General features: G+C 38.3%; 31 protein-coding genes. 21 read left to right on the top strand and 10 right to left on the bottom strand.

Annotated elements, in window-relative coordinates; translation table 11 throughout:
• Nucleotides 1-94 precede the first annotated feature (94 nt).
• From EXE09_RS00245 to EXE09_RS00220, 6 genes are all read left to right on the top strand, one after another.
• Nucleotides 95-1,123, top strand: coding sequence for a hypothetical protein (locus EXE09_RS00245; RefSeq protein ID WP_130116103.1), 1,029 nt, complete (start codon nucleotides 95-97; stop codon nucleotides 1,121-1,123).
• A 28-nt stretch (nucleotides 1,124-1,151) separates the two neighbouring features.
• The gene (locus tag EXE09_RS00240; RefSeq protein ID WP_130115954.1) at nucleotides 1,152-2,132 is read left to right on the top strand and encodes a PIN domain-containing protein; all 981 of its coding nucleotides are present in this window, start codon (nucleotides 1,152-1,154) and stop codon (nucleotides 2,130-2,132) included.
• 68 nt (nucleotides 2,133-2,200) lie between these two features.
• Nucleotides 2,201-2,650, top strand: a complete 450-nt coding sequence (locus tag EXE09_RS00235) for an ammonium transporter (protein ID WP_130115953.1) — start codon at nucleotides 2,201-2,203, stop codon at nucleotides 2,648-2,650.
• Nucleotides 2,651-2,677: 27 nt separating this feature from the next.
• On the top strand, nucleotides 2,678-5,320 hold the full coding sequence (gene topA / locus EXE09_RS00230; protein ID WP_130115952.1) for a type I DNA topoisomerase: 2,643 nt from the start codon (nucleotides 2,678-2,680) through the stop codon (nucleotides 5,318-5,320).
• Between the two features lie 186 nt (nucleotides 5,321-5,506).
• Nucleotides 5,507-6,265 (top strand): hypothetical protein, encoded by a 759-nt coding sequence (locus tag EXE09_RS00225; RefSeq protein ID WP_130115951.1) that lies wholly within the window; start codon nucleotides 5,507-5,509, stop codon nucleotides 6,263-6,265.
• Between the two features lie 130 nt (nucleotides 6,266-6,395).
• A complete protein-coding gene (locus EXE09_RS00220; RefSeq protein WP_130115950.1) occupies nucleotides 6,396-6,959 on the top strand; it encodes an HdeD family acid-resistance protein in 564 nt (187 codons plus the stop codon).
• A gap of 109 nt (nucleotides 6,960-7,068) precedes the next feature.
• On the opposite strand, the gene EXE09_RS00215 is transcribed toward EXE09_RS00220, so the two are convergent.
• Nucleotides 7,069-7,518, bottom strand: coding sequence for a carboxymuconolactone decarboxylase family protein (locus EXE09_RS00215; protein ID WP_130115949.1), 450 nt, complete (start codon nucleotides 7,516-7,518; stop codon nucleotides 7,069-7,071).
• Nucleotides 7,519-7,883: 365 nt separating this feature from the next.
• Between EXE09_RS00215 and EXE09_RS00210 the strand changes: the two genes are divergently transcribed.
• The 6 genes from EXE09_RS00210 to EXE09_RS00185 all read left to right on the top strand — a co-directional run bounded on the left by EXE09_RS00210 (nucleotide 7,884) and on the right by EXE09_RS00185 (nucleotide 13,174).
• The gene (locus tag EXE09_RS00210; protein WP_130115948.1) at nucleotides 7,884-9,029 is read left to right on the top strand and encodes a glycerate kinase; all 1,146 of its coding nucleotides are present in this window, start codon (nucleotides 7,884-7,886) and stop codon (nucleotides 9,027-9,029) included.
• Nucleotides 9,030-9,048: 19 nt separating this feature from the next.
• The gene (locus tag EXE09_RS00205; RefSeq protein ID WP_130115947.1) at nucleotides 9,049-9,699 is read left to right on the top strand and encodes a hypothetical protein; all 651 of its coding nucleotides are present in this window, start codon (nucleotides 9,049-9,051) and stop codon (nucleotides 9,697-9,699) included.
• A gap of 105 nt (nucleotides 9,700-9,804) precedes the next feature.
• Complete coding sequence (locus EXE09_RS00200; RefSeq protein WP_130115946.1) at nucleotides 9,805-11,796, top strand: ATP-dependent helicase; 1,992 nt, start codon at nucleotides 9,805-9,807, stop codon at nucleotides 11,794-11,796.
• Between the two features lie 29 nt (nucleotides 11,797-11,825).
• On the top strand, nucleotides 11,826-12,077 hold the full coding sequence (locus EXE09_RS00195; RefSeq protein WP_068973681.1) for an RNA recognition motif domain-containing protein: 252 nt from the start codon (nucleotides 11,826-11,828) through the stop codon (nucleotides 12,075-12,077).
• Between the two features lie 206 nt (nucleotides 12,078-12,283).
• Complete coding sequence (locus EXE09_RS00190; RefSeq protein WP_087552162.1) at nucleotides 12,284-12,787, top strand: DUF6586 family protein; 504 nt, start codon at nucleotides 12,284-12,286, stop codon at nucleotides 12,785-12,787.
• Nucleotides 12,788-12,895: 108 nt separating this feature from the next.
• Entirely contained in the window at nucleotides 12,896-13,174 is a 279-nt protein-coding gene (locus EXE09_RS00185) for a hypothetical protein (RefSeq protein WP_068973679.1), read from the top strand.
• A gap of 70 nt (nucleotides 13,175-13,244) precedes the next feature.
• Here the strand turns inward: EXE09_RS00185 and EXE09_RS00180 are convergent, their stop codons facing one another.
• The 4 genes from EXE09_RS00180 to EXE09_RS00165 all read right to left on the bottom strand — a co-directional run bounded on the left by EXE09_RS00180 (nucleotide 13,245) and on the right by EXE09_RS00165 (nucleotide 17,165).
• Nucleotides 13,245-14,963 (bottom strand): cation:proton antiporter, encoded by a 1,719-nt coding sequence (locus tag EXE09_RS00180; RefSeq protein ID WP_068973678.1) that lies wholly within the window; start codon nucleotides 14,961-14,963, stop codon nucleotides 13,245-13,247.
• 183 nt (nucleotides 14,964-15,146) lie between these two features.
• Entirely contained in the window at nucleotides 15,147-15,302 is a 156-nt protein-coding gene (gene rpmG, locus EXE09_RS00175; RefSeq protein WP_004976146.1) for a 50S ribosomal protein L33, read from the bottom strand.
• 12 nt (nucleotides 15,303-15,314) lie between these two features.
• Nucleotides 15,315-15,551, bottom strand: coding sequence for a 50S ribosomal protein L28 (gene rpmB, locus EXE09_RS00170; protein WP_000048256.1), 237 nt, complete (start codon nucleotides 15,549-15,551; stop codon nucleotides 15,315-15,317).
• Between the two features lie 165 nt (nucleotides 15,552-15,716).
• On the bottom strand, nucleotides 15,717-17,165 hold the full coding sequence (locus tag EXE09_RS00165) for a coniferyl aldehyde dehydrogenase (protein WP_068973677.1): 1,449 nt from the start codon (nucleotides 17,163-17,165) through the stop codon (nucleotides 15,717-15,719).
• A 111-nt stretch (nucleotides 17,166-17,276) separates the two neighbouring features.
• On the opposite strand from EXE09_RS00165, the gene EXE09_RS00160 reads away from it, so the two are divergent.
• The 5 genes from EXE09_RS00160 (at nucleotide 17,277) to EXE09_RS00140 (ending at nucleotide 20,966) form a co-directional block, all read left to right on the top strand.
• Nucleotides 17,277-17,969 carry a TetR/AcrR family transcriptional regulator gene (locus EXE09_RS00160; RefSeq protein WP_068973676.1) on the top strand — a complete coding sequence of 231 codons (693 nt, stop codon included), beginning with the start codon at nucleotides 17,277-17,279 and terminating at the stop codon, nucleotides 17,967-17,969.
• A gap of 87 nt (nucleotides 17,970-18,056) precedes the next feature.
• A complete protein-coding gene (gene purU, locus EXE09_RS00155; RefSeq protein WP_068973675.1) occupies nucleotides 18,057-18,923 on the top strand; it encodes a formyltetrahydrofolate deformylase in 867 nt (288 codons plus the stop codon).
• A 235-nt stretch (nucleotides 18,924-19,158) separates the two neighbouring features.
• Nucleotides 19,159-19,926, top strand: coding sequence for an energy transducer TonB (locus EXE09_RS00150; protein WP_087552160.1), 768 nt, complete (start codon nucleotides 19,159-19,161; stop codon nucleotides 19,924-19,926).
• Between the two features lie 12 nt (nucleotides 19,927-19,938).
• Entirely contained in the window at nucleotides 19,939-20,562 is a 624-nt protein-coding gene (locus tag EXE09_RS00145; RefSeq protein WP_068973673.1) for a MotA/TolQ/ExbB proton channel family protein, read from the top strand.
• The gene (locus EXE09_RS00140) at nucleotides 20,562-20,966 is read left to right on the top strand and encodes an ExbD/TolR family protein (protein ID WP_068973672.1); all 405 of its coding nucleotides are present in this window, start codon (nucleotides 20,562-20,564) and stop codon (nucleotides 20,964-20,966) included. The genes EXE09_RS00145 and EXE09_RS00140 overlap by 1 nt, the downstream gene beginning before the upstream one ends.
• An 83-nt stretch (nucleotides 20,967-21,049) precedes the next feature.
• On the opposite strand, the gene msrA is transcribed toward EXE09_RS00140, so the two are convergent.
• Entirely contained in the window at nucleotides 21,050-21,571 is a 522-nt protein-coding gene (gene msrA, locus EXE09_RS00135; RefSeq protein ID WP_087552159.1) for a peptide-methionine (S)-S-oxide reductase MsrA, read from the bottom strand.
• A 241-nt stretch (nucleotides 21,572-21,812) separates the two neighbouring features.
• Nucleotides 21,813-22,151 (bottom strand): TIGR01244 family sulfur transferase, encoded by a 339-nt coding sequence (locus EXE09_RS00130; RefSeq protein ID WP_130115945.1) that lies wholly within the window; start codon nucleotides 22,149-22,151, stop codon nucleotides 21,813-21,815.
• A 125-nt stretch (nucleotides 22,152-22,276) separates the two neighbouring features.
• Between EXE09_RS00130 and EXE09_RS00125 the strand changes: the two genes are divergently transcribed.
• From EXE09_RS00125 to EXE09_RS00115, 3 genes are all read left to right on the top strand, one after another.
• A complete protein-coding gene (locus EXE09_RS00125) occupies nucleotides 22,277-23,173 on the top strand; it encodes an alpha/beta hydrolase (RefSeq protein WP_068973669.1) in 897 nt (298 codons plus the stop codon).
• The gene (gene trxC / locus EXE09_RS00120) at nucleotides 23,174-23,605 is read left to right on the top strand and encodes a thioredoxin TrxC (protein ID WP_068973668.1); all 432 of its coding nucleotides are present in this window, start codon (nucleotides 23,174-23,176) and stop codon (nucleotides 23,603-23,605) included. It abuts the gene before it with no gap.
• A gap of 87 nt (nucleotides 23,606-23,692) precedes the next feature.
• The gene (locus EXE09_RS00115; RefSeq protein ID WP_410117572.1) at nucleotides 23,693-24,061 is read left to right on the top strand and encodes an acyl-CoA thioesterase; all 369 of its coding nucleotides are present in this window, start codon (nucleotides 23,693-23,695) and stop codon (nucleotides 24,059-24,061) included.
• A gap of 421 nt (nucleotides 24,062-24,482) precedes the next feature.
• On the opposite strand, the gene EXE09_RS00110 is transcribed toward EXE09_RS00115, so the two are convergent.
• The 3 genes from EXE09_RS00110 to EXE09_RS00100 form a co-directional block, all read right to left on the bottom strand.
• Nucleotides 24,483-25,004 carry a nuclear transport factor 2 family protein gene (locus tag EXE09_RS00110; RefSeq protein ID WP_130115944.1) on the bottom strand — a complete coding sequence of 174 codons (522 nt, stop codon included), beginning with the start codon at nucleotides 25,002-25,004 and terminating at the stop codon, nucleotides 24,483-24,485.
• A gap of 149 nt (nucleotides 25,005-25,153) precedes the next feature.
• Nucleotides 25,154-25,657 carry a DUF4442 domain-containing protein gene (locus EXE09_RS00105; protein WP_130115943.1) on the bottom strand — a complete coding sequence of 168 codons (504 nt, stop codon included), beginning with the start codon at nucleotides 25,655-25,657 and terminating at the stop codon, nucleotides 25,154-25,156.
• Between the two features lie 28 nt (nucleotides 25,658-25,685).
• Nucleotides 25,686-26,174, bottom strand: coding sequence for a YajQ family cyclic di-GMP-binding protein (locus EXE09_RS00100; protein WP_068973664.1), 489 nt, complete (start codon nucleotides 26,172-26,174; stop codon nucleotides 25,686-25,688).
• Between the two features lie 90 nt (nucleotides 26,175-26,264).
• On the opposite strand from EXE09_RS00100, the gene EXE09_RS00095 reads away from it, so the two are divergent.
• Nucleotides 26,265-26,579 carry a rhodanese-like domain-containing protein gene (locus tag EXE09_RS00095; RefSeq protein ID WP_068973663.1) on the top strand — a complete coding sequence of 105 codons (315 nt, stop codon included), beginning with the start codon at nucleotides 26,265-26,267 and terminating at the stop codon, nucleotides 26,577-26,579.
• Nucleotides 26,580-26,596 lie beyond the last annotated feature (17 nt).

Genomic DNA, 26,596 nt, shown 5'->3' with positions numbered 1-26,596 from the left:
TCGCAAGAGGTCTATTAGAAATTCATTTTTTATTTGACCTTTTGTCTAAACCTCGTTGTAATGCTTTCTTTTTCAAAATTGATCATTTTTTATGATGCACGATAAAGTTGTACTCCTTGACCTTGAAAATAATATGCCATCAGCAAAATTGCTGAGAAATATGGTCGAGCATTATCCAACTTTATACTTATTTAATTGTGCAGGTCAGTTTCAGTATTCACTTGAAGATTTAACTGAATTTTCAAGTTGGGTCGTGAGTGGTCAAGTGGTGATTCTTGAAACACCTGAAGCGATAGAGAAAGAATTTGAATATGCTGTGGTGACAGGTCAATTGATGGCTTTGGTTGAGACTGAAACACATATTGATGTAATTTCAGCCATGCCAAGTTGTGACATGTTGTTGGATATGATGCGTAGTTCAGATTTGCATTGCAGCTTGATTCAAGTTGAAGCCGAAACATCAGCAACTACGCCTGTATTGCCAAGCATACAAACAATCCAAGAAAAACCGTATTTACAGATGGTCAAAAAGTATTGTGATGCTTTGGGTAAAATGACTGGAAAGCCGAATACAGTTGAAAAGCTTAGAAATTCTGTGGCTAATATTTTACAAATCGTTCCTGAAAAAGCCCAACACTTGGTGGGTATGTTGATCAATTTAAAAATAGTCAAACGTATCGATGAGCAAGTTGCCTACCGTAAAAAAGTATTGAAAGAATGGACTGAGTTGGAATTAGATCATCCTGTTGTTGAAACAGAAATACAGGATACTGCAACTCCATCACGAATGAAGCTAGAGAAAATAGATCAAATTCTAGAAAAATTACGTGGCGATTCTCAACAAGTGCTGACTGAGATTGATCAGCAAGATTCAGTTGAAGCAGTGCAAAAGGTTCTATTTAAAAACTTTGATAAAATTGATCCAGTACAAATTGAAGTGATTCAAAAGCTCAATGATTTAAAAACCAATAAACCCAAAGATATTTACGAATTACGTGATTTACTCGAACAGATGTTCCCTAAGTCAGATATTCGTTTATTGCTCAAAGAGTTGATTGAAAAGGGTTATATTTATTGGAATGGGCATGAAGTGGTGTATAGCCATGAGATGTATTTGAATTGATATTAATTTTAGACGGTTGGTGAGGAATATGAAAAAAATTTTATTACTTGATATTGAAAATCTTCAAAAAACTGAAAAAGAGTTACTTAAATTTGTATCACAATATTCATTTGTCTATTTGGTTTATGCTAAATCACCAGTAAATTTTAGTTTAGATGGTTTAGTTAAATTATCCCCATTTGTAATGAACGGAAAACTAAAAATTTTAAAAATGCCTAAGATAGGGAAAGATGCGGCTGATTTTGGATTGGCTTTTATTGCAGGACAATTATCTGTTCAAGTAAAAGAAAAAGAATTTTGTTTTGAAATTATGTCAAATGATCATTCAATGGAATACGTGGTTGATTTACTCAAAATTGCGAAATTTGATGCTAATATTATTCAAGAAAAACAATGCAATCATATTGTCACAGCTGAGAATAAAGTAAAATTTATACCTGTAGCAGACATAGCTCAAAGCGAAGAAAAATTAGTTCAACAATATTGTAATTATCTTTTAAAAATTAAGAATAATAAGCCAGCAAAACAATCAAGCTTATTAAGTTCTATTAAGGCTGTACTCAAAATTGAAGATGATTCAGCAATAATTAGAATTTTACAAATTTTAATTAAAGAAAAAATTATTCACTTTCAAAATGAAATCTTACATTATAGCACTTCAAATATCTTAATTTGGACTAAAAAATCTACTTCTGAAACTTCTGAAACTTCTGAAACTTCTGAAACTTCTGAAACTTCTGAAACTTCTGAAACTTCTGAAACTTCTGAAACTTCTGAATATCAGGAAATAGAAAGAAAATTGACAGAGATTCAATTTAAGTTAGTTACCTATTTTAATAGAGAAAATAAGCCTTATCCTAAATCATTGGGCGGTTTTACGAGCGTTTTAAAAAAATGTTTAGATGAAAAGTATGTTGAAGAAAGCTTAGAATTACTTAAGAAATATGACTTAATTCAAATAAATAGTAAGAAACAGGTGTCATATAGTTCAATTCTATTCGCAAATTAATTTATCAGACAAACTTGCGTTTTATATTCAGCTTATGCAACTCTAATATAGGAATTAAAAGGTGAACTATGGAACACACTGGTCTTTGGGTTGCGCTCATTATTATTGTTTTTGTATTGGGCTCAATTTTTGGTTTACGCGTAAGCCCTAGAGAAAAAGCATTAGGCTTAATGCGAGAAAAAGCGAGAAAGATGGGATTGCACCCCCGTTTAGTGGCTGCGCCAGATTGGACTAAAGTTCCAATGGCAACTGAATCTCGTGCGAGTATGGTGGCGTATTATAGTGTATTGATTCCAGACGCTCGTTTGCCTTTAATGCGCTTTCGTGTCGAAGATCAAAAGCTTCAAGTGATTCAAGGCGATGAGAAATTTAAAGATTTTCCCATTGCATTAAAAGGGATTTATGCTATTGATATGCAGGCGAATTGTGTAGGGCTGTATTGGGATGAAGCATCTGACCTCAGAGCAACCCAACTTGAAGATATGAAAGCATATTTGCTGAAATTTGCTGAAATTTAACTTTAATAATAGGAACAGTGGTTTATTATGGCGAACGCTCCTCGATCTGCATCCAAAAGCACGGCAGCAACTTCTCCCGAAGCTGGAAAAAAACGTGCGCTCGTGATTGTGGAATCGCCTGCAAAAGCGAAAACGATTAATAAATATTTAGGCTCAGATTACATTGTAAAGTCGTCGGTAGGTCACGTTCGCGATTTGCCTACAGGTGGCTCAAGTAAAACAACAGAAAAAAAACCTGTTTCACGTGCCAAACTGACGGATGAACAAAAAGCTGAAAAAGCACAAACCGCTTTGGTCAACCGAATGGGTGTCGATCCTGAGCATGGTTGGAAAGCCAAGTATGAAGTGCTTCCAGGCAAAGAAAATGTAGTTGCTGAACTCAAGAAACTTGCTAAAGATGCAGATGCTATCTACCTCGCAACGGATTTGGACCGTGAAGGGGAAGCGATTGCTTGGCATTTAAGAGAAGTGATTGGTGGTGATGATTCACGTTACCATCGTGTGGTATTTAACGAAATTACCAAAAATGCCATTCAAGAAGCATTTAAACAGCCAACACGCTTAGATATAGACCGTGTAAATGCACAACAAGCACGTCGTTTCTTAGACCGTGTTGTGGGCTTTATGGTATCGCCACTGCTTTGGGAAAAAATTGCCCGTGGTCTTTCAGCAGGACGAGTACAGTCTGTTGCGGTCAAACTTGTGGTTGAGCGTGAACGTGAAATTCGTGCGTTTATTCCTGAAGAATATTGGCAAGTATTTGCAGATACCAAATCGAAGAAAGACGACATTCGCCTTGAAGCAGTGAAGCAAGGTGGTAAAACTTTAAAATTACAAAATAAAGCGCAAACCGATGCTTTATTGAAAATTTTAAATGATGCTGAATATAAGGTGTCAACACGTGAAGATAAGCCGACCAAGGTCAATCCAAGTGCGCCATATATCACGTCGACTTTGCAACAGGCAGCGAGTACACGTCTCGGTTATTCTGTAAAGAAAACCATGATGCTTGCACAGCGTTTGTATGAAGCAGGTTTCATTACCTATATGCGTACAGACTCAACATTCTTGAGTGATGATGCTGTCAATATGGTGCGTAACCATATTGAAACAGAATTTGGTACGAAATACTTACCTGCAAAGCCAAATCGTTATGGTAATAAAGCTGGCGCGCAAGAAGCCCATGAAGCGATTCGTCCATCGAATGTTTCATTCAAAGGCGATAGCTTGGCAGGTGTGGAACGTGATGCTCAACGTTTATATGATTTGATTTGGCGTCAATTTGTGGCATGCCAAATGACACCAGCGGAATATTTATCATCAACCATTCTTGTCGATGCCAATGGCGTAGAGCTTAAAGCCAAAGGGCGTACTTTAGTGTTTGATGGTTTTACCAAAGTTCGTGGTCAAAATAAATCGGATGATGATGTTTTACTGCCTGCGGTGAAAGTGGGTGAAGTACTTAAACTTGAGAAATTAGATCCATCTCAACACTTTACCAAGCCACCTGCACGTTTTACCGAAGCATCATTGGTTAAAGAATTAGAGAAAAAAGGTATTGGTCGTCCTTCGACCTATGCTGCGATTATTTCGACCATTCAAGATCGTGGTTATGTGAAACTGGATAACCGTCGTCTTTATGCAGAAAAAATGGGCGAGATCGTAACCGACCGTTTAGATGAAAACTTCAATAACCTCATGAATTACGCATTTACTGCGGATTTAGAAGGGCAGTTGGATAAGGTTGCAGATGGTCAACGTAACTGGAAAGAGCTCTTAGACAGCTTCTATGGCGATTTTAAGCAACGTTTAACTACAGCTCAAGGCGAGAACGGCATGCGCCGTAATCTTCCTGTCGAAGTTGAAGCCGTTCATTGTAAAGAATGTGAACGTCCAATGCAGATTCGTACAGGAACAACAGGTGTATTCTTAGGTTGTTCAGGGTATAACTTGCCACCAAAAGAACGTTGTAAAGGCACGCTGAATTTAACCCCAGTTGAGTCACTTGCAGCTTTGTCTGATGATGATGGTGCTGAAACTGCCGATTTGATGTCGAAAAAACGTTGTCCTGTCTGTGGTACTGCGATGGACAGTTATGTGATCGACGGTGGTCGTAAACTGCATATTTGTGGTAATAACCCTGACTGTAATGGTTATGAGCTTGAAGAAGGTGAGTTCAAAATCAAGGGTTATGATGGTCCAACCATTCCATGTGATAAATGTGATGGCGAAATGCAGTTAAAGACTGGTCGTTTCGGTCCTTATTTTGCATGTATGAGTTGTGATAATACCCGTAAAGTTCTGAAAAATGGTCAGCCTGCACCTCCACGTGTAGATCCAATCAAAATGGAACACTTGCGTTCGACCAAACATGATGATTTCTTTGTACTTCGTGATGGTGCGGCAGGTTTATTCTTAGCAGCAAGTAAATTCCCGAAAGTGCGTGAAACACGTGCGCCAAAAGTTGCCGAATTGCGTACTGTGGCAGATCAACTTGATCCGAAATATCAGTTTATATTGAAAGCACCAGATCAAGATCCAGAGGGTAACCCGACTTTAGTGAAATTCAGTCGTAAAAACCAAGCTCAGTATATTGGTTCTGAAACGCCTGAAGGTAAGCAAACCAAATGGTCGTTGGTTTATAACGATGGAAAATGGGTTGAAGCTTAAGCTTTAAACTATTTAAAAATATAAAAATGCTCACTTCGGTGGGCATTTTTTATCTCACGTTGACATGTAAATATGTTTAATTATTAAGTAGGGTTTATATGGAAAATGAATACTAAGCAGTGATCTCAGCATCTATTGCACCATGATTATTGATACTTGACATCATCTTATTTAAAAGGGACTGAAATGTGGAAAAAAATTAGAGTTGCCCTATTACTCATCATTCTCTTGATCGTCGGTATGAATGCGTGGCGAGACATGAATCAAGATTGGACAAAACCAATCGTGGTGTTATTACATCCGATCAATGCTGATGGTCAACCTGTAACGGAACATTATATTCAACAAATCTCCATCGATGATTTGGATGAAATGCGAAACTATTTACAGCTTCAGTCCAAAGAATTTAGAGGGCAACCGATTTCATTTTATTTTCGATTGGGGCGTGAGCTAAAAACATTACCACCCAAACCACCTGAAACAAGCAGTGCTTTAGATGCAATTTTATGGAGTTTGAAATTCCGTTTCTATGCGTGGAAACAACATGAGAGCGGTGATGGCTCGTCATCTGTCATACTTTATTTAAATTATCATGATCCTAAATTGCAAAATAGCTTAAAACATTCAACCGCTCTGGAGCGTGGTCGAATAGGTGCGGTTAATTTATTTGCCTCGAAAAAGCAAAGTTCAAGTAATAAAGTAGTTTTAGTTCATGAGCTTTTACATACCTTTGGGGCAAAAGATAAATATGATTTTGCGACTGGACAACCGATCAATCCAACGGGTTATGCAAATCCAGAACAAAAACCTCTTTATCCACAAAGCCGTGCAGAAATTATGGGTGGATATATTCCATTATCACCAATAAAGAGTAAAACACCTGATAATCTAGAAGATACGATGATTAGTCGCTTAACTGCTCAAGAAATGGGATGGATTAAATAAGAAGTACTCATGATGCTCAGAACTGTGGATAAGATAGAATCTATCCACATGTCAGATGCATATCTTATACAGACAAAAAATTGAATCGGATTAAAAATCAAATGAATCAATAACAAGTAAGAGAGAAAATATGCGTACTGTTGGAAATGATATTGTCCGTCATCAACTGCATGAAAACCGTAAATGGTATCTTTTGCTCGGGGCTCTATTGGTCATCTTTGGTTTGGTTTTACTGGCTTCATTGGGGATGGCAACATTAACAGTTGTCGTCTTGTTTGGTGTCCTGATGATGATCGGTGGGGTGATTCATTTAATTGCTGCTTTTAAAATCTTTGATGGCGGCTTTCGTTGGCTTTGGGCATTGTTCGGAATATTGTATTTGATCGCTGGTTATTATGCGTTTAAATCTCCGATTACTACGGCTGTGGTGTTGACCAATCTACTAGCGATTGCTTTACTTATTGGCGGATTTATTCGAGTTTTTAATGCTTTTATGTTGAAACCGATATCAGGTTGGGGATGGACATTATTTTCAGGTTTACTGACTTTGGCAACGGGTGCAATTATTTTAGCTTCGCCTGATGCTCCGTTTTGGGTCTTAGGATTATTTCTCGGTGTGGATATTTTATTTCAAGGAGTAAACTATCTGACTTTTGCAGCGGCAATTAAGCAGATACCACCTGCAAGTCATTGATTATTTTTTTAAATGAATAAAAATGCCCAATCAATAAATATGTTGGGCATTTTTGTTTTAGCTTTGAAAAATTTAAGTTTATTTAAAATTCAAGATTGCATTGTTTTGCTCAAGGCGCCACTTTATATTGACTTGAAATTGCAATACGATTCCACGTATTAATGACAATCGCAATCCATTCAATCACCGTAATTTCGTCATCATTCAATACTTCTTTCGCGGCTGCATAGGCTTCATCAGGGAAATGCTGCTGTGCAATCAATGTGATTTCTTCAATCAAAATTAAGGCAGCACGTTCTTTATCTGAAAAATACTGACTTTCTCGCCATGCACTGATCAAAGCAATTCGATCTACAGACTCACCTGCTTTGATTGCATCTTGTGTATGCATACGTACACAAAAAGCACATTGGTTAATTTGCGAAGCACGTAGTTTTAACAGATGTGAAAAACCAAGATCTAAACCTGCTTGTTTCACTTTTTGCACGGATAAATTTTCAAGTTCAAGCACTGTTTTATACAGTTCAGGTGCGGTTTTACCGAGATTGACACGTGACATGTGATTTACACTTTCATTATTGGTAATACTTTATTTTATCGCTAAAATTTTCAAACACTGTTTATATTTTATAAAAATGATGAATAAAGCTTATAAAATTTCATTTACGCTTACCGCGATTGGATCAGTTTTATATTTTATGATAAATGAGTTAAAAGCAGATAGAATTCAAATAGATTCAGGGGTTGGCATTATTTTGGCAATAGTCGTAGCACTTTTGCTGTTCTTTATTCGGCTATATTTTCGTAGTGAGGATAAAAAAGTGAAACAAAAATAAGCAAATTATAAAAAGATATAAAATAAGCCAATTGATTGAAAAAATCATGTTAATAATAGGCTTAGACCAACAACTTACATGATGGAACATGACGACTTTTATCCTTGCTCCCGATTCATTTAAAGAAAGTATGACCGCTGAACAGGCTTGTTTAGCCATGCAACGTGGTATCGAAAAAGTTATACCTGATGCAAACATCATTCACGTACCGATGGCAGATGGTGGAGAAGGAACGGTGGATGCTTTGGTTTCTGCACGAAATGGGCGCAAAGTTTACATCGAAGTTTCAGGACCATTTACACAGCACAAAGTCCAAGCCTATTTCGGTCTGATTGAAAATGATCAAACGGCTGTGATTGAAATGGCGCTTGCCAATGGTATTCATCTGATTGAAAAGTCACAACGTAATCCATTACTCACTTCAACTTTGGGTACAGGAGAAATGATCAAGGCTGCATTGGACTTGGGTGTATCGAAAATCATTATTGGTTTGGGTGGTAGTGTCACCAATGATGCAGGTGCAGGCATGGCACAAGCTTTAGGAGCAAAGTTTTTGGATAAGCATAGTCAATCCGTTGCCTTGGGTGGTAGTCAGCTTGATCAGATTCAATGTATTGATCTTTCTGAATTAGATGCGCGTTTAAAGCAGACTGAGATTATCATAGCAAGTGATGTGAATAATCATTTGTGTGGTGAAAATGGTGCATCCTATGTTTTTGCGCCACAGAAAGGTGCAAGCACTGAAATGGTCAAAACTTTAGATCAGAACTTAAAGCATTTTGCTGATTTGGTTGAATCCACTTTAAATATCGAGAAACAGAATATTAGCGGTGCAGGAGCGGCAGGTGGTTTGGGTTTTGGCTTGATGGCTTTTGCAGGTGCAAGTATTCGCTCAGGCGTGGAAATTATGATTAAAGAAACTCAGCTTGCTGAAAAAATTGCTCAAGCGGATTATGTTTTTACGGGTGAGGGTGGTATTGATTTTCAGACTAAGTTTGGTAAAACCCCGTTTGGTGTGGCGCAAGTGGCAAAGCGTTTCAATAAGCCTGTGGTCGCTTTTTCAGGCTATGTCGGTGAGAGCATTGAAGAACTTTATGATGAGGGATTTACTGCGATTTTGGGGATTGTAGATGGGGCTTGTGATTTACAAACAGCTTTGAAAAATGGTGAGAAGAATTTGGAAAGGGCTTGTGAGAATATTGCCCGTTTAATTGTGCAAGAAAGAAAATATTGACTGTTCAGAGGTGACATTTGTGACTAATAAAAATGATTTAATAAATTTTTTAATGATGCACTATTTAAAACTGCAAGGTATTAATCAAGAGGATGTTGATCACTTTTTGGAACAAAATTATATCGATATTAGGTTGGATCATCAAAATTTTCTAATGAAATATGGAAATAGTTCATCATTGTTAACAAGTATGTTTGCTGATTGTACATTTGATCGGTTTAAAAACTATTACTCTGCTCAGTTTCCATTTGATGAAATACATGACGAAGAAAAACTTCCTCTAGGAACTACTTATTTTGGTCATGATTTCAATGATGAATTTTTATGTATAGATAATTTTACAGGGGAAATTTTTGTTTATGGATATCAGAAAAAATCACCTCCAGCTTATTATCATAATATTGAAAGTTTTCTGATTTATAGTTTTTTTTGGCATCAAGAAAATGAACAATATTTTGAAACTGTTGAAAAAGAAATTCGCATCCCAGAGCAGAATAAGTTTAAAAGTGATAATGAACATTATAGAGTACATGGTTTAAGCGGTCATAATTTTCAATGCTATCTAAATAAAAATATGATAATCATTGCTGATTTTGATAGCTGTTATTATAATTTATATAAGGGTGGTATTCTTAACAAATTGAATAACTTAATTAATTTAGGTCTATGAAAGAATCCTACGAATATGGAAGAGTACTTTCTATAATTAACCGAAACTGCCTTATTTCACGATAGCTCTGCTAAACTACCTTCATCCACAACACGATGAGTACCCATGAGTTTAGCCAACCTGATCAATGAATTAAACCCTCAACAAAAACAAGCTGCTACGACTGAAACAAAACACAGTTTAGTACTTGCTGGGGCAGGTTGTGGCAAAACCAAAACCATCGTGGCACGTGCAGCATACCTGATAGATCAAGGTGTACCTGCCAATCAAATCCAAATCCTGACTTTTACCCGCCGTTCTGCGAGTGAAATCGTGGCACGTGTGGAACTCGCTTTGGGTGATCAAGCCAAAGGCTTACGTGCTTCGACATTTCATACCTTTTGCATGTACCTCTTGCGCCGTGTGCCAAAAGCCTTTGGATTAGAACAATTTTCAATTATTGATCGTGATGATCAACTGATGTTATTCCGCTTAATCCGTGGCAAAGATGATAAGAAAAATCCAAATGCATTACCCAAGCCACAACAGCTTTGCGACCTCTATTCATTCGCGCGCAATACCCGTCAAAAACTCAGCTTGGCTTTAGAAAAACAATTGCCTGAATTTTTAGAATATAAAGATCAAATCGCCGAGATTATGAAAGAGTACGAAAGCCGAAAACGTACTCGTAATTTTCTAGATTATGATGATATTTTAGCTGTAGTTGCTTCAGGTTTGGCACAGTCTGAGGGCTTGACCGATTATGTGGCAGGGTTGTGTCAACACATGCTCGTGGATGAGATGCAAGACACCAATCCATTGCAATGGGCGATTTTAGAACCACTGAAAGACAAAACTTCATTGTTCTGTGTGGGGGATGATGCACAGTCGATTTATGGATTCCGTGGTGCGGACTTTGAAAATATTCACCATTTCAAAGATCGAGTGCCTAATGCAGAAATTTTTAAACTCGAAAAAAATTATCGTTCCACCCAAGAAATTTTAGACCTGTCTAATTGGTTGCTTGATCAAAGCGAAATTCACTACGATAAAAAATTAGAAGCCTATCGTGGTGATGGCATTAAACCGAAAATGCACGTTTTTCCCAATGAGTTTGATGAAGCAAAATGGATTGCCATCGACATAAAAGAACGGCATTTGCTTGAAGCGGCTGCGTGGAATGATCACATGGTCTTGGTGCGTTCAGCCTTTGCAGCACGTCATGTCGAGGCGGCATTTATCCAAGCCAATGTGCCATATCGTTTTATTGGTGGGATGAAATTGCTTGAAACAGCGCATGTTAAAGATTTACTGAGTTTACTTCGTGTGATCGCCAATCCAATGGATGATATTGCGTGGATGCGCTTTTTAACTCTGTGGAATGGTGTTGGCGATGTTGGAGCAAGTAAGCTTGCACAGCAACTTTTACTTGAATCTGACTTAGATAAACTGTTTGAGAAATTAGAAAAGTTTGGACGTATTCCTGACAATACTCTGCTGATTATGAAGCAAATGTCAGTACTCAAAACTGAAGTAGAAGCCTGTGTCAAATTGGGTGTCGAAGCCATTCTCAATCAACTTGAAGAAAATTATGCCAAGAAAGATTGGCATAAACGAGTGGGGGATTTTGACCTAGTTAAACAATTGGCTTCGAAACATTCACAACTGAGTGAGTTTTTAGAAGAATACGTGCTCGATCCTGTGTCTATTTCAGAAATAGAGCGTCAATCTCAAGATGATGTGGTGACTTTAATTACCATTCACTCCGCTAAAGGGACTGAGCAAAAAGTCTGTTATGTGGCAAATGTTTCTGCAGGGCAATATCCACATGCACGTGCGCAAGGTAATTTTGATGAAGTGGAAGAAGAACGCCGTGTGTTGTACGTGGCGCTAACCCGTGCACAAAATGAGTTGATATTAACCAAACAAAATTTAAGTTTTTGGGCGCATACTCAAACTGATGAAAAAGGTCGTAAGGTGGAAAGCTATTTTCTCAATGATTTAACTCGGAATTTATGTACCACTGAAACCCATTATCGTCAGCGTGAGCAAACGGTAAAAAGTGCTTTGATCGAACGAAAGCGGATTAATTTAGATTTTGGTATTGATCTGGATTAAACTATAGCGAAGATATTTTAGGTTTGATCATGAAAATTTTAGTACGTAACTTAGAGCGTTCAGTCACAGAAGCGGAATTGCTTGAATTGTTTAAACCTTTTGGTACGGTTGAGTCTGCTGTTGTGGTGATGGATGCAGAAACCAAGAAGTCGAAAGGCTTTGGCTTTGTGGAAATGCCAAATGGTCGTGAAGCGATTAAAGCGATCAAAGGCTTGAATACACTCAAAGTGAAAGGTGCGGGTATTCGTGTCAAAGCGGCAGAAGATAAGCCAAAAGCTTAATTGAGTATGGTGGCATAGAAAGGAGCATAGATTGCTCCTTTTTTTATTGGATAGTGGAAAGCTGAATTGGATAACTACATTGCTAAATAATTTTACAATGGGGCTTAAATATTTTTAGTTTGAATTCATTAATAAATTATTGTGAATTTGTTCCAATAAAGATTAAGCTAAGTGTGTAATAAATGCCAAAATCCTAGGAAATAATCATGTCACGTGTAGCCCGCTTTCATGCAGACCGTACCAATCAAAAACTCTATTTTGCTCGCCTTTCTTGTATGCAAGCAGAGCAGAGTGAAAATGTACAACAAGCGCAGGCGCACCGTGAAGCAGCAGTTTTTCATTTACATGGAGGGGTCTTAGCATTTTTACAAGAATTGGTACGTTATTATCGTTTAAATGATCTTGCTCCGACACTGAAATCAATTGAAGAAAATATGGCGGCAAAAGGGCAAGTTTCACCAGAAGTTGTAGTGATGCAACAGCTTGCAAAAAGTGGTTTTATTGCGGAATTAAAAAGAGCTTATCGTCTGTGCCAATATGCACCTGAGCCAAGTGCACCTGAACCAGAAGATGAAACATCTTCAAATTTGATTATTAAAGTTACTCAAACACCACAAGCATGGTTGCCTGATACTAAGATTTTAAGAGAATGGCACCGAGATTTAACTCACCTCATTGATGGTTTTCGTAATGAAATGGTGGAATTCTGATTAAATTGATCAGATTGACTTGAAATTTTGTTTTGAATGACTATATAAAATACTTACAAGATGCAAAATGCATTCAGTATTTTGCCCCATGTTGCGCATGGAGGGTTTATGTCTATTGAACAGTTAAAAGAGTTATTTGGGAATCAAGAAGCGATATTGGAGTTGGTACAACTCGAAGGTGGAGAGTTGGCACTTCGTAATGCAGGTTCTGAAAAAGAGCCATTAGTGACGATTCAGTTTAATGATGAAGTGAAAGCATTGTTAGGGGATCAAACACCTGCAATTGCACAACAAATGATTCAAGCAGCTTTGTTTGCATTGCTAGAAAAGCAGTCTGATGAGTGGCATGCAGAAGTTGTGGATGAACAACCGAAATTTATGAGTTAATTTTTTTGAATTCATACACATTAAAAAAACGCACTTTAAAGTGCGTTTTTTGTGCTTATTCAAAGAATCATCAATGTGTTGGTTGATGATGATGGGCAATTTGGATTTGATTTAAAATATGATTGCTCATATTTTTTGCCATTTCCTCTTTGGCATAATAGACGTCACCAATGTCATCTTTACGAATGACTTCGGCTTCTTCTTTATTCTCAGCACAAACAAGCACTTGAATCTGAGGATTAAGTAATTTTGCAGTATCGACAATTTTATGAATATCGACAATGTCCATCGGTGAAATGACCAATAGGCGCGCATGTTGAATATGCGCTTGAATCAGTACACTCGGTTCAGTTGCACGACCAGAAACCGCAGCTATGCCTTTTTCACGTAGATTTTCAACAATTTCACGATTTTCTTCGGCAATAACAACTTTAATCCCGTCATCCATTAGGGTTTTGGTGATACGACGTCCAACTTCACCATGACCCACAATCACGACTTGATCACGTAAATAGTCTTGATCAACCTCATCAGGGAGCATGGCTAAAGGGTCACCACTACGTTCTAATAAACGCGCCAAATGTGAACGTTCACGAATCCAATTTTGTACAGGTTCAATCGCAGAGAATAAAAATGAGTTGAGCGTAATTGAAAATAAAGCACCTGCTAAAATTAGGTTCTGTGCTTCAGGTGTGAGTAAACCTAAAGATAAACCTAGAGTTGCTAGGATAAATGAGAACTCTCCAATCTGTGCCAAACTTGCACCCACTGTTAGTGCTGTATTAATTGGATAACGGAAGAATAATACTAATGCCATTGCTGCAATGGTTTTACCAATCATAATGATGGCAATAACGGCAAGGATGTGAAGCGGTTGTTCCACAATGATACGTGGGTCGAACAGCATTCCGACAGAAACGAAGAATAAAATTGAGAAAATTTCACGTAACGGCAGCGTTTCTTCTTCTGCACGATGACTAAAGTCTGATTCTTTGACGACCATTCCCGCAAAGAATGCACCAAGTGCCATAGAAACGCCAAAGATCGCGTATGAGCCATAGGCAATTGAAACTGCTGCTGCAACGACAGTCAGTGTAAAAAGCTCTCTAGAACCCAAACGAGCGACATATTGCATGATCATTGGAACGAGGCGTTTGCCAATAATCAGCATAAAAGCAATAAAGCCTGTGACTTTGAGTAGAGTAATCCCAAGCGTTAGCCAAATATTTTCATCTGCCGCATGACCTTCTGGTGCATGACCCCCCAATAAAACGGCTGTTGCTGGAAGCAGAACCAAAACCAAAACCATGGCAAGGTCTTCAACCAAGAGCCAGCCGACTGCGATTTTACCATTGACTGAGTCCAATAAACCTTTATCACCTAAGGCTTTAAGCAATACGACAGTACTTGCACAAGATAAGCTTAGACCAAATACAAGCGCTGAACCCCAACCCCAACCCCAAAAATGCGATACGATCATACCTAAACAGGTGGCGACTGTAATTTGTAGAATTGCACCAGGTAGAGCAATTTTTCGGACTTGCATTAGATCATTGAGAGAAAAATGCATGCCCACACCAAACATTAGGAACATCACACCGAGTTCTGCAAGTTGATTGGCAAGCGCAATATCTGCGACAACGCCAGGCGTGTTGGGACTAATGATAATCCCTGCAATTAAATACCCGATCAAAGGAGGTAGACGTAACCGAGCAGCGATATAGCCAAAAATAAGGGCAATACCAAAACCAACTGCAAGTAAAATGATCAAATCTACATCATGAGGCACAAAATACTCCTTAAACATTGAGGAGAAATCATTCAAAAAATCATTTCTAGAAGAGTAACTTAGTTAAAAGTCATATTGGAAAAGCACAAAGAGTGCCAAATATGCCGATAATTTTACCAATTTGAAGAAAAAAAGGGCAAAAAAAACGACCCAAGTGGGTCGTATTTTTTCAGAAAACTAAAATTATTTAATTTTAGCTTCTTTGAAAACTACGTGTTGACGGATTTTTGGATCAAATTTTTTGATTTCCATTTTTTCCGGCATAGTACGTTTGTTCTTAGTAGTGGTATAGAAATAACCTGTACCAGCAGTAGAAACTAGGCGAATTTTATCACGCATGGTTCAGACTCCTTAGATCTTTTGACCTTGAGCACGTAGGTCAGCAACAACCTTTTCAATGCCCAATTTGTCGATAATACGCATACCTTTAGTGGTTAAACGAAGACGTACAAAACGTTTTTCGCTTTCTAACCAGAAACGGTGGTGATGCAGGTTCGGCTCGAACCGGCGTTTAGTTTTGTTGTTGGCGTGTGAGACGTTGTTACCAACGACTGGACGCTTGCCGGTAACTTGGCAAACCTTAGACATGGTGTAACTCCATTGATTTAGCCAACAGCAAATCTGTATGGCCAGTCAAAATAAAACGGATTGAATTCATTCAAGGGGCGTTTTATACCAAAATTCCGCTTAAAAGACAAGCGGAATTCGTCAAAACGCAACATGATCTATTGTGATAGATCATGCCTTGATCAGTTAGCGTAAGAAAGTTTTCTCTAAAATCTTATTTAGAGGTTTATCGTACGGCGGTAAGATGAATTTTAAGCTAAATAGCTTTGGAATAGACATCACTGAACGCTCATGCGACAAACCGAAGAATCCTTCAGGGCCATGATATTTGCCCATACCTGATGCACCAACGCCACCAAAAGGAAGATCGTCTTGTGCGACATGGGTAAGCACGGCATTTTGACCGAAATGCCCAGAATGGGTACGTTGCGAAACGTAATCTGCACGGGCATTGTCAAAGTCGAAATAGTATAAAGCAAGTGGACGTGGTCTGCCATTAATAAAGTCAATTACATCGTCTATTTGATCATATTCCATGATCGGAAGTACTGGGCCAAAGATTTCATTTTTCATGATGTCCATGGTTGGTAGTACGCCAGACAGGAATGTAGGTGCGATTTTGCGGACTGAGCTTAGATCTTCATTTTTAGGATTAATTTCAATGATGTCTGCACCTTGTTGACGAGCATCTTCTAAATAACCTTGGATACGATTGTATTGTTTATCATTGATAATACTGGTGTAGTCTTGATTATCACGAATAGAAGGGTACATCGACGTTGCAGCTTGTCTAAAGTTTTCAATGAATTCTTTGGTTTTTCCCTTAGGCAGGAACATATAGTCAGGTGCAACACAAGTTTGACCTGAGTTCCATAATTTACCAAAGGCAATACGTTCAGCCACCAGCTTTAAATCACTGGATGGATGTACGATTACAGGTGATTTTCCACCTAACTCAAGGATAACTGGAACTAAATTCTCAGCCGCAGCAGACATGACGGTTTTACCGACATTGGTTGAACCTGTAAAAATGATTTTATCAAATGCTAAGTGTGAGAATGCATCTGAAATTGCGCCACCACCATTGATCACAGCAACCAATTCTTGCGGAAATGCTTCAGACAAGGCATTTTCAAGCACATGACCAAAGTTTGCTGATGAGCTTGAAATTTTAAGCATGGCATGGTTGCCCGCTGCCAATGCACAAATTAAAGGGCCAACCGAAAGAATTAATGGATAATTCCATGGTGCAATAATCCCGATTACACCTAAAGGTTGGTACTGCACCCAAGCTTTTGCAGGTTGATGTAACATAGAAACATGGCGTTTAGATGGTTTCATCCAAGTGCTTAAATGCTTGCTATAATATTTAATTTGCTCTAAACATGTGAGTAACTCTCCAATTTTGGTTTCGCTGATAGAGCGATTGCCATAATCTTGATTAATTGCATCTGCCAATTGATCTTGATATTTTACGAGAACCTTCTTTAAACGTGCTAAACGTTCAATACGTTCTTTTGCTGTTGGCACTGGATGACGTTGATAAGCAATTTTCTGTTGTTCAAGAATGTCATGCATGTGTTGAACTTCAGGTGAATAAGGCGTCATTGAATTTGTTTTTGTTTGACTGTTCATGGTAAGTACCATTTATGGATCGATTAATATAATATATTTTTTAGAGTAAATACTCTAAATAGTCAAGTCACTTTATGTTAGCAAGTGCTAACGGTTAAACATGGTAATAGGATGTCAAGTTCCAAAACTTTGAAAACGAAAGACCGAATTTTGCAGATTAGCCTGCAACTTTTTAATGAGCGTGGCGAGCGTTCGGTGACGACAAACCATATTGCGGCTGAGCTTGGGATCAGCCCTGGGAACTTGTATTACCATTTTCGGAATAAGCAAGAAATCATCAAGGAGTTGATGGAGCAGTACCAAAAAGAAACTTTGAACATGCTTTCATTACCCGATGACCGTGCAGTCAATGCAAATGACAAAATTCGTTATTTCCAAGTTTTGAGTAGCCAGCTATGGGAATATCGCTTTCTGCATCGTGATGTATATCATTTGATTGAAAATAATGAAGATTTTAGAAAAATTTACCCACGTTTTGCGGGTAAAGTGATGCAACAAGGGCAGAAAATTTATCATGCCTTTGTGGAAGCAGGCTTGATGCAAATGACGCCTTCTGAAATCGAAGCATTAATCATCAATATTTGGATCGTCCTAACCAACTGGACGAACTTCTTATATATGTCGGGTCATCTCAGCGATTCAAACCATTTGGATGAAAAATGGATTTGGCAAGCTTTACGTCAAATGGTGTTCTTGGAAGGACCTTATTTGCGTGGTGAAAGTCGTGAGACTTATGAACGCTTACTCGAAAGTTTTGGTTCTTCTGAATTATTTGCCAGTTTATCTGCGACAAAGCACGATTGATGTTGAAACGAGATTGAAAGCTAGCGAAAAAGCGTTAGAATATTCGGCTGTTTTTAAAATTAATTTATATAAGTGATACCCATTAACATGAACATGACTACTGCCAACACAGCACGTCTGCTGATTACTTGTGAAGACAAGCCCGGCATCGTGCAAGCTGTATCGAGCTTTTTGTATCATCAAGGCGCGAACATCACTGCGCTTGATCAATACGCGACTGAAGCTCAGGGCGGGCGTTATTTCATGCGTGTTGAGTTTGAATTGGATCATTTACAAAGTCGTCGTGAAAGTTTGCTTCAAACATTTGCGACGAATGTTGCTGAACGTTATGAAATGCAGTGGCGTTTGGCTTTGGTCAGTGATGTGAAAAAAGTCGGAATTTTGGTGTCGAAAGTTGACCATGCATTGCTTGAGCTATTGTGGCGTCATGCACGTGGTGGTTTGCCTTGCGAAATTACCAAAGTAGTTTCGAATCATCCTGATCTTAAAGAAGCCGTGGAAAATTTTGGTATTCCGTTTGAAGTTGTACCTGTAAATAAAGAAAATAAGCGTGAAGCTTATGCCAAAATTGATGAATTGATGCAGGGCAATGATTTACTCGTTCTTGCTCGTTATATGCAAATTCTAGATGAAGAATTTGTACAAAAATGGGAAATGAAAATTATCAATATTCATCACTCATTCTTGCCTGCATTTGTAGGTGCAAATCCATATAAACAAGCACATGAGAAAGGTGTGAAATTGATTGGTGCGACAGCGCATTATGTGACTGCTGATCTCGATCAAGGTCCAATCATTGAACAAGATGTGGAACGTGTAAGTCATGATTTTACAGTCGATCAATTACGTGAATTAGGTCAAGATGTAGAGCGTAATGTATTGGCAAGAGCTGTGAAATGGCACCTAGAAGATCGCATTATTGTCGATGGTAATAAAACTGTGGTATTTCAATAATATGTGAATATTCATGAAATTCAGTTAAAAAAAAGGATGCTTTAGGCATCCTTTTTTTACTTTTTTATTTGGAAAATCGATTAAAAGCAACCAAAAAGTAGTTGCAAATGAAAACACTTCTCATTTATCATTGCGCTACTTTAATTGTTCTATCCGATGAGCTTCATCTATAAATCAATTTGATGATTTAAATTCAATGATTTTAGATGGCTTAATTTTAGGTATTTAGATTCTTATGAGTCAGTCTTCCACAGCACCACTTCAAACGCCACCACCGATGAAGAAAAAAGTTATTGCTGCAATTTTAGCAGTGATTGTCGGGCACACAGGTGTGTTGTGGGCTGTCAGTCAGATGAAAACACCTGAGTTACCTCAAATTAAAAAAGAACCGTTAAAAGTCAAATTTGTAAAAATTAAAGAGCCGCCAAAGCCAAAAGAACCACCGAAACCAAAAGAGCCGCCGAAACCTAAACAAGTTAAAATTGTTGAAAAAGAATTGCCTCCACCACCAAAGAAAGTGGAAAAAATTAAGGAAGTGAAAAAAGCTGATACGGTAAAAGTGGTTGAAAAACCAGTGAATGTTAAACCGGCACCAGTGATCTCGACAACAGTTACGCCGACACCTACGCCAAAACCTTTACCGAAGCCTGAACCTGTACCAGAGCCAAAACCTGAGCCTGCACCAGCACCGAAAGCTGATCCTGCGCCACCAGCACCTAAAACTGTATCGATTGGTGCAGGGGTACAATGGAGTTTATCGCCAAAATTTAAGTTTCAAAATGGTGAGATTCCTGCGGGTGGTTGCCGTGTTGTGATTTCGATTAAAGCGAATGAAAAAGGTAAAGTGACTAGTGCAAATGTAATAAACTCAAGCTGTGGTTCTGAAATGGCGAGTAGAATTTCAAATGCTGTACGCAATGCAAGATTTAAACCTTATAAAGAAAATGGTATCGCTTATCCAATTAGCGCTGAGCAACCATTTGATTTAGCACCGACAAAATAATAGGAGTTCCAGATGAACTTTTCAGTTTATTGGCAACATGCTGATGCGATCAGTAAAACACTGTATTTCGTATTATTGGCAATGTCTATTGCAACTTGGACGGTGTTCATTTTGCGTATTTTAGGCACACGCCAATTAAAACAAGTGGCGCAAGCACAACTTGCGCAAGCACTGCAATCATTAAAAGCAAAACTTGCTCCTTTGGGTTTTGATCAACGTAAAGCAGTCGCAGAACAAGCTTTGCTTCGTCAAATCAATGTGGAAAAAGCCAATGCTGAAAAAGGTGTTTCGGTTTTAGGTACGATTGCATCTCTTGCACCATTCGTTGGTTTATTCGGTACAGTGTGGGGGATTTTCCATGCACTTGTTGCAGTGGGTAAAAGTGGTCAAGCAGGTTTAGCGCAAGTGGCAACACCTGTAGGTGAAGCGCTGATCATGACAGGTCTCGGTCTTGCTGTGGCGATTCCTGCAGTATTGGCATATAACATCTGTGTGCGTTTTAACCGTACATTATCTAATGAATTGCAAGATCAAGCTCACGGTTTGTTGATTGATACCATGTTGCAGCAAGATTCTTCAACTCAAAAAGTTGAAGTTGAATCAAGTAATAAAGGTTTAGTTGGAGGTCAAGCTTAATGGCTTTTCAATTGGGAGAAGACAACGACTCTGGCATGAATGAGATGAATCTCATTCCGCTGATCGATATTATGTTGGTATTGATGATCATCTTTTTGGTGACAGCAACCGTTGCTAACCCATCGATACCATTAACATTACCAAAAACCACTGCTGAAATTCAGACACCACCACCTGAAGCGATTACGATTAGTATTAATCAACAAGGTGAAGTGGCTTGGAATGATCAAATCATTAGTTTAGATGAGTTATCGACTCGTTTTAATGAGGAAGGTCAAAAGCCTGTGAAGCCTGCTGTACAGCTTCGTGCAGACAAAGAGTCGCGTTATGACACGGTGGCACAAGTAATGTCACGTGCCAGTGAAGCGGGTCTAAATGATCTTGCTTTTATGAGTGATAACTAATAATTTAATTCAGTAAATATGTCTGAATAAAAAAACCTCCTAGATCATTCAGGAGGTTTTTTTGTGTTTATTCATAATGAAAATTAGTCTTTAAGTAAATCCTTAAACTGACTATGTAATTTTAAAAGTTTCGGCGGAATGGCAAAGTTACAGTAGCCTTGTGCAGGATTCTTCGCAAAATAGTTTTGATGATATTCTTCAGCAGGGTAGAAGGTTGGAACAGGGCTGAGTTCAGTCACAATATCTAAATTCTCAGCTTTTAGTTTTTCAATGAATTGTTCAGCTTCTAATTTTTGTTGTTCATCAAAATAGTAAATCACAGAGCGATATTGGGTTCCGATGTCATTGCCTTGACGGTTGAGTGTTGTTGGATCATGAATGGCAAAAAATACAGTGAGCAATTGTTGATAATTGATTTGTTGTTCGTCAAAACTAATCAAAATGACTTCTGCATGGTTGGTATCTCCATTGCAAATTGCTTCATAGGTCGGATCAATAGTGTGCCCACCTGCATAGCCACTGACCACCTGTTGGATGCCTTTGAGTTGTAAAAATACAGCTTCGGTACACCAGAAACAGCCACCGCCGAATAAAGCCTGTTGCATGAAAATATTCCTTTTATTTTGCAGTTATGCAATTCATTTATAGAATAATCATAACGTGAAACTGACGCTTTTGTCATATCACTTTTTTAGAAAAACTATACAAGCTTTAGACCTATCATTTAGAGGTGATGCTTAAATGATTTGGGTTTGATTCACGTGCGGAATATATTTTGTCATGAATCTTATGGATTCAAAGGCATTCTCTATGTGGAATGCCGATGAAATGGAACAGTATCTAGACTTATTCGTCGTCTAATAAGTCCATTTGTTTGGCAATTTGATACAGATTGTTTGAACGGTTGCCTGTACGACAGAACATCAATACAGGTTTAGGTAGTTCATTGTAGTGATTGGCAAAAGCTCTCACGTCAATTTCAGTAATTTGACCTGCAACAACAGGTTGGTAAACGTAGTCTAAGCCTGCCGCACGAGCAGCTTCTTCAATCTGAGCACTGGTCGGTTGTTCTGGACCACCTTCCATATCTGGACGGTTATTGATCACAGATTTGAATCCTTTTTCAAGTACTTGTTCAATATGTTCTGGACCTATTTGACCTGCAAAGCCAACATTTTCACTCATTTTGTCACTCCTATATTATTTCGGAACAGTTATGCTATATATAATAGCATTAAGCTGAAATGTGAGCTTAAACAACAAAAGATTTATAAAAGAATTATCTCAAAAGATAACGCAATGGAGTGTGTATGTACGCGTATACAGTTGAGCCACTGTATGTACCGATTGGGCAGGAAGTCATTGCTGCGGATTTTTACCGACCCAAGAATGTCAAAAAGCCAGCTGTGATTATCATGGCGCATGGTTTTGCTGCCCTAAGACAATTTAAATTGATTCCTTTTGCGCAGAAATTTGCTCAAGCAGGTTATGCCGTTGTGCTATTCGATTACCGGTTTTGGGGTGGAAGTACAGGTTTTCCGAGAGAAATCGTTTCTTTGAAAGATCAAATGGAGGATTGGAAAACCGTGGTGAATTATGTTGCCACACAAAAGAAAATCAATACTAAAAAAATGGTTCTTTGGGGAACCTCATTAAGTGCAGGTTATGTGCTTACACTTGCTAGTGAATTAAAAAATGTCCAAGCCATTATGGTGCAAGTGCCATTTGTAGATGGTGCTGAAACCGCAAAATTATTTCCGATTCAGCAATTGCCTAAAGCATTGAAAATATCCAGTCAGGATTATATGGGTGCAAAGGTTGGGATGCAGATCAGGACTTTGCCCGTGGTGCATCCTTTTGATTTGTCTTTTATTCCAACGAAAGATGGTTATAACGGTTATATGTCGATCGTCAACCCTGATTATTTCTGGAGTGGGGAAGTTCCAGCACGGGTATTTTTTAATTTAATCAGGTTTAGACCAATCCAAACTGTACGTAGCATCAATATTCCAGTGCTGTTTATTGCAGCGAAAAAAGACAGTTTTATTCCGATTGAATCCAGTCGAGAAACGGCAACCAATATTGCACCTTTTGTACAATATCATGAGTGGAATATGGCGCATTTTGATATTTATCATGGCAAATGGTTGGAAAAAGCAATTTTGACCCAATTAGAATTCTTACATCAACATATTGGAGTGAGCTAGATGATTATTGTATGCCCGTCATGTGGTGCGAAAAACCGTGTACCTGAAGATAAGTTAACTGCACAACCGACTTGTGGTCAATGTCATCAAAACCTCGTGCCATTGGCGCCAATTGAACTTAATGAGCAAAATTTTAGTAACTTTGTCAGCAATAGTGACTTACCGATCATTATTGATTTATGGGCTGACTGGTGTGGTCCTTGTAAAATGATGGCGCCACATTTTGCTGAGGTAGCAAAAACCAATCCGAATGTTGTTTTTGCAAAAATTGATACTGAGGCGAATCCGCGTTTAAGCAGTGCTTTCAATATTCGCAGTATTCCAACCCTAGTTTTAATGAATAAAACCACGGAAGTTGCTAGAATAAGTGGTGCGCTACGTGCTAACCAATTGCAAGAATGGTTAGATCAACAATTGAATGCCCTTAAATAATCGCTCATAAAATTTTATGAACTCGGAGTTATTGTGTCAGATTCTCATGTAAAACCTGAAGGTACACTATCTTTACAAACGATTGCTATGCCAGCAGATACAAACTGGAGTGGTGATGTTTTTGGTGGTTGGATCGTTTCACAAATGGATTTGGCAGGTGCAATTCATGCAGAACGTTTTAGTAAAGGACGTTGTGCAACCATTTCAATTAATCAAATGACGTTTTTAGTCCCTGTGAAAGTGGGTGATGTGATTAGTTGTTATACCAAGATTTTGAAAGTGGGCAATACCTCGATTCAAATGCAGATTGAAGTTTGGGATAGCCATGACAGTTCTCGTGAAGCAAAACGTGTGACAGCAGGTGTATTTACTTTTGTTGCTGTTGATGTAGCGGGGAATAAGCGTCAGATTCCTGAAGATGTGAAGCAGAAGTTTTTAAGTACTCAAAGTGCTTAATTGATTTGCTTAAGTAATTGATGTTACGCATTTGAAAAATAAAGTACTCATTTTTCAAATTATATTAATTCTCCTTGACGGAGTCTTACATCAATTATTTAGATTTAGGGATTAGCCTGCGGCTCGAGGCACTTTTGTTTCGGCAAAATGAGCAGTTAAACTGCGCAAGGAAACCATCTTGCGAAGCTTCGCTTCTCACCGCAGAACTTGTCAGCTTCCGTCAAAATATTGAATATATCTCAGAAACATTTATGGTCAGAAGTAGTCTTGCCTCAGACAAATGCGGATGACGTTATCGCGTATCCAATTTTATCGAGATGCAAAAGATGTTTTTATGTTACTGCGTAACATCAGTTAAGTAAGCTAAAAAATCCCAAACTGAGTTTGGGATTTTTTATTGGGAATTAAGAATAAAAAATCCTTAAAACATCGTGTTGGTATTTGCAGCTTGTTCAGGAACTGCTTGTTGTACATCCCAATGTTCAACAATTTTGCCATTTTCAACTCTAAAAATATCGACAATCGCCACACCACGATCTTGTGCATTTCGAGTTGAATGTACATGTAAGAATACTAAGTCACCTTCAGCGACAGCACGTTTAATGACACTTTTTGCTTCAGGATTTTCTTTAAAATGTCCTGTGAAATAGTCAACAAAAGGTGCTTTACCATCAGGTACATGTGGATTGTGCTGAATATATTGATCGCTAATATAACGATCTGCATAGGCTTTGACTTGATGCTTTTGGAAAACACCTTCGTAGAAATCGACTACAATTTTCTTATTCTGCGTCGCTTGTTGATTGGCTGAAATTGCATTAAGCGTATTGTCCGTTACTGCTGCAACAGCTTTATTGGGATTTTGACTACATGCTGTAAGTAGTAAAAGTGGGCTAAGGATTAAACCTAATCCAATGATTTTTTTTGATTGAAAGGCTGACATGATTATTCTCAAGATGATGTTAGATTCCACACCATCTTGAAGCTTAACACTGAATGAAAATAGTGAATATTCGTCATTCATTTGCAGGGATTTAGTAATTTTTCAACTTACTTAAAAGTAAGTTTTATTTACATTTATTGGTTTTTCAGTTACTTGTTTTTGAGGTGCGATTTAGACACCCATGCCCAAAGCATTTCTGCTTCAATCGGTTGTTGCCCTGAATCATCCGTCACAACGACTGAAACTAGGGTTTCACCTTTTTCTGTTTCTTGCATCAGTTTACGTTGTTCATCAGTCAGTGTCGCAATAGCGGTTAAACCACCTTTCGATGGGCGTTTAAACTGAATTTGCATGCTTTTAATCAGCACGATACATGAGTCTGGAATATTCATTCCTGTGACAAAACCCGTTGCGGTTTCAGTGACTAATGCCATGGCACAGGCATGCACTTGCCCAATATGGTTTTGTACATTGCGGTTGTTTTCAATTCGTACTTCTACGCGAGAAGGTGTGACTTCTATGTAGCGAAGTTTGGCTGTGCCAACCATCGGAACAACTCGACCAAAGGCTTTACTGAGAACAGTACTTTGGATTCCTTTCGGAAGTTTTGAAGTGGCTTTTACCAGTTTGGATAAGCGATTGGTCTGAGTCATATGTCACCCTGTAAACATCGTTAAAGACTTAGTCTTTAAAGTTATTGAATTGGAGTGGGACACCGAATTGTTGTTCTTTTAAAAATGCCATAACTTGCTGTAAAGTATCGCGCTTTTTATCAGTTACACGAATCTTGTCACCTTGGATAGAAGATTGCACTTTGATGCCACTTTCTTTAATGGCTTTATTAATTTTTTTTGCGGTATCTGAGTCAAGTCCATCTTTAAGCTTAATCACTTGAATGATGTTTTTACCAGAAGCCGTCATTTTTTGTGGGTCTAAAGCTTGAATATCAATTTTACGTTTAAAAAAGTGATTTTCGAGCATGCTATAGACTTGCTCACATTGGAAATCGCTTTCCGTAGAAATTTTAATTTCCTTATTTTTTTCATTAATATCAATAGAAACATCTTGTCCACGGAAGTCAAAACGAGTCGCAATCTCTTTTTGCGTGTTTTGTACCGCGTGATTTACTTCAAAAATTTCCAATTCAGATACAATATCGAAAGAAGGCATAGTTAGACCTTTGCAAATAGAAAGAATATCTGAGATGCTAGGGATGTTTTCTTCATTTGCCAAGTGTTGTTTACATCAAAGGAGTGCGCAATGATCCGTAAAATCGAAATTACAACATTTGAGTTCCCAGAAAATGCAGTAATCTGGGATGTTCGTGACAATAAAGCGTTTGCTGAAAGCCATGTAAAAGGAGCTGTGAATCAGCCGATAGATGGTTTAACTGCAGATAGCTTGACTCAAGTGGGGTCGGATCAGTCAATTTACATTTTATGTGGCGGCGGCAGTAAAGCACCGCGTGCAGCTGAAAAACTAGAGGGTTTTGACAGTTCGCGTGATTATGTTGTTTTGATGGGAGGCACACGTGCAGCACGTGATGCTGGTTTACCATTGGAACAAGGTGCATAAAAAGAAGCGCCGAAAGG

It is taken from the genome of Acinetobacter sp. WCHAc060025 (assembly GCF_004209355.1).
Taxonomy (GTDB): domain Bacteria; phylum Pseudomonadota; class Gammaproteobacteria; order Pseudomonadales; family Moraxellaceae; genus Acinetobacter; species Acinetobacter wuhouensis.
This window is presented reverse-complemented; position numbering and strand designations above follow the sequence as displayed.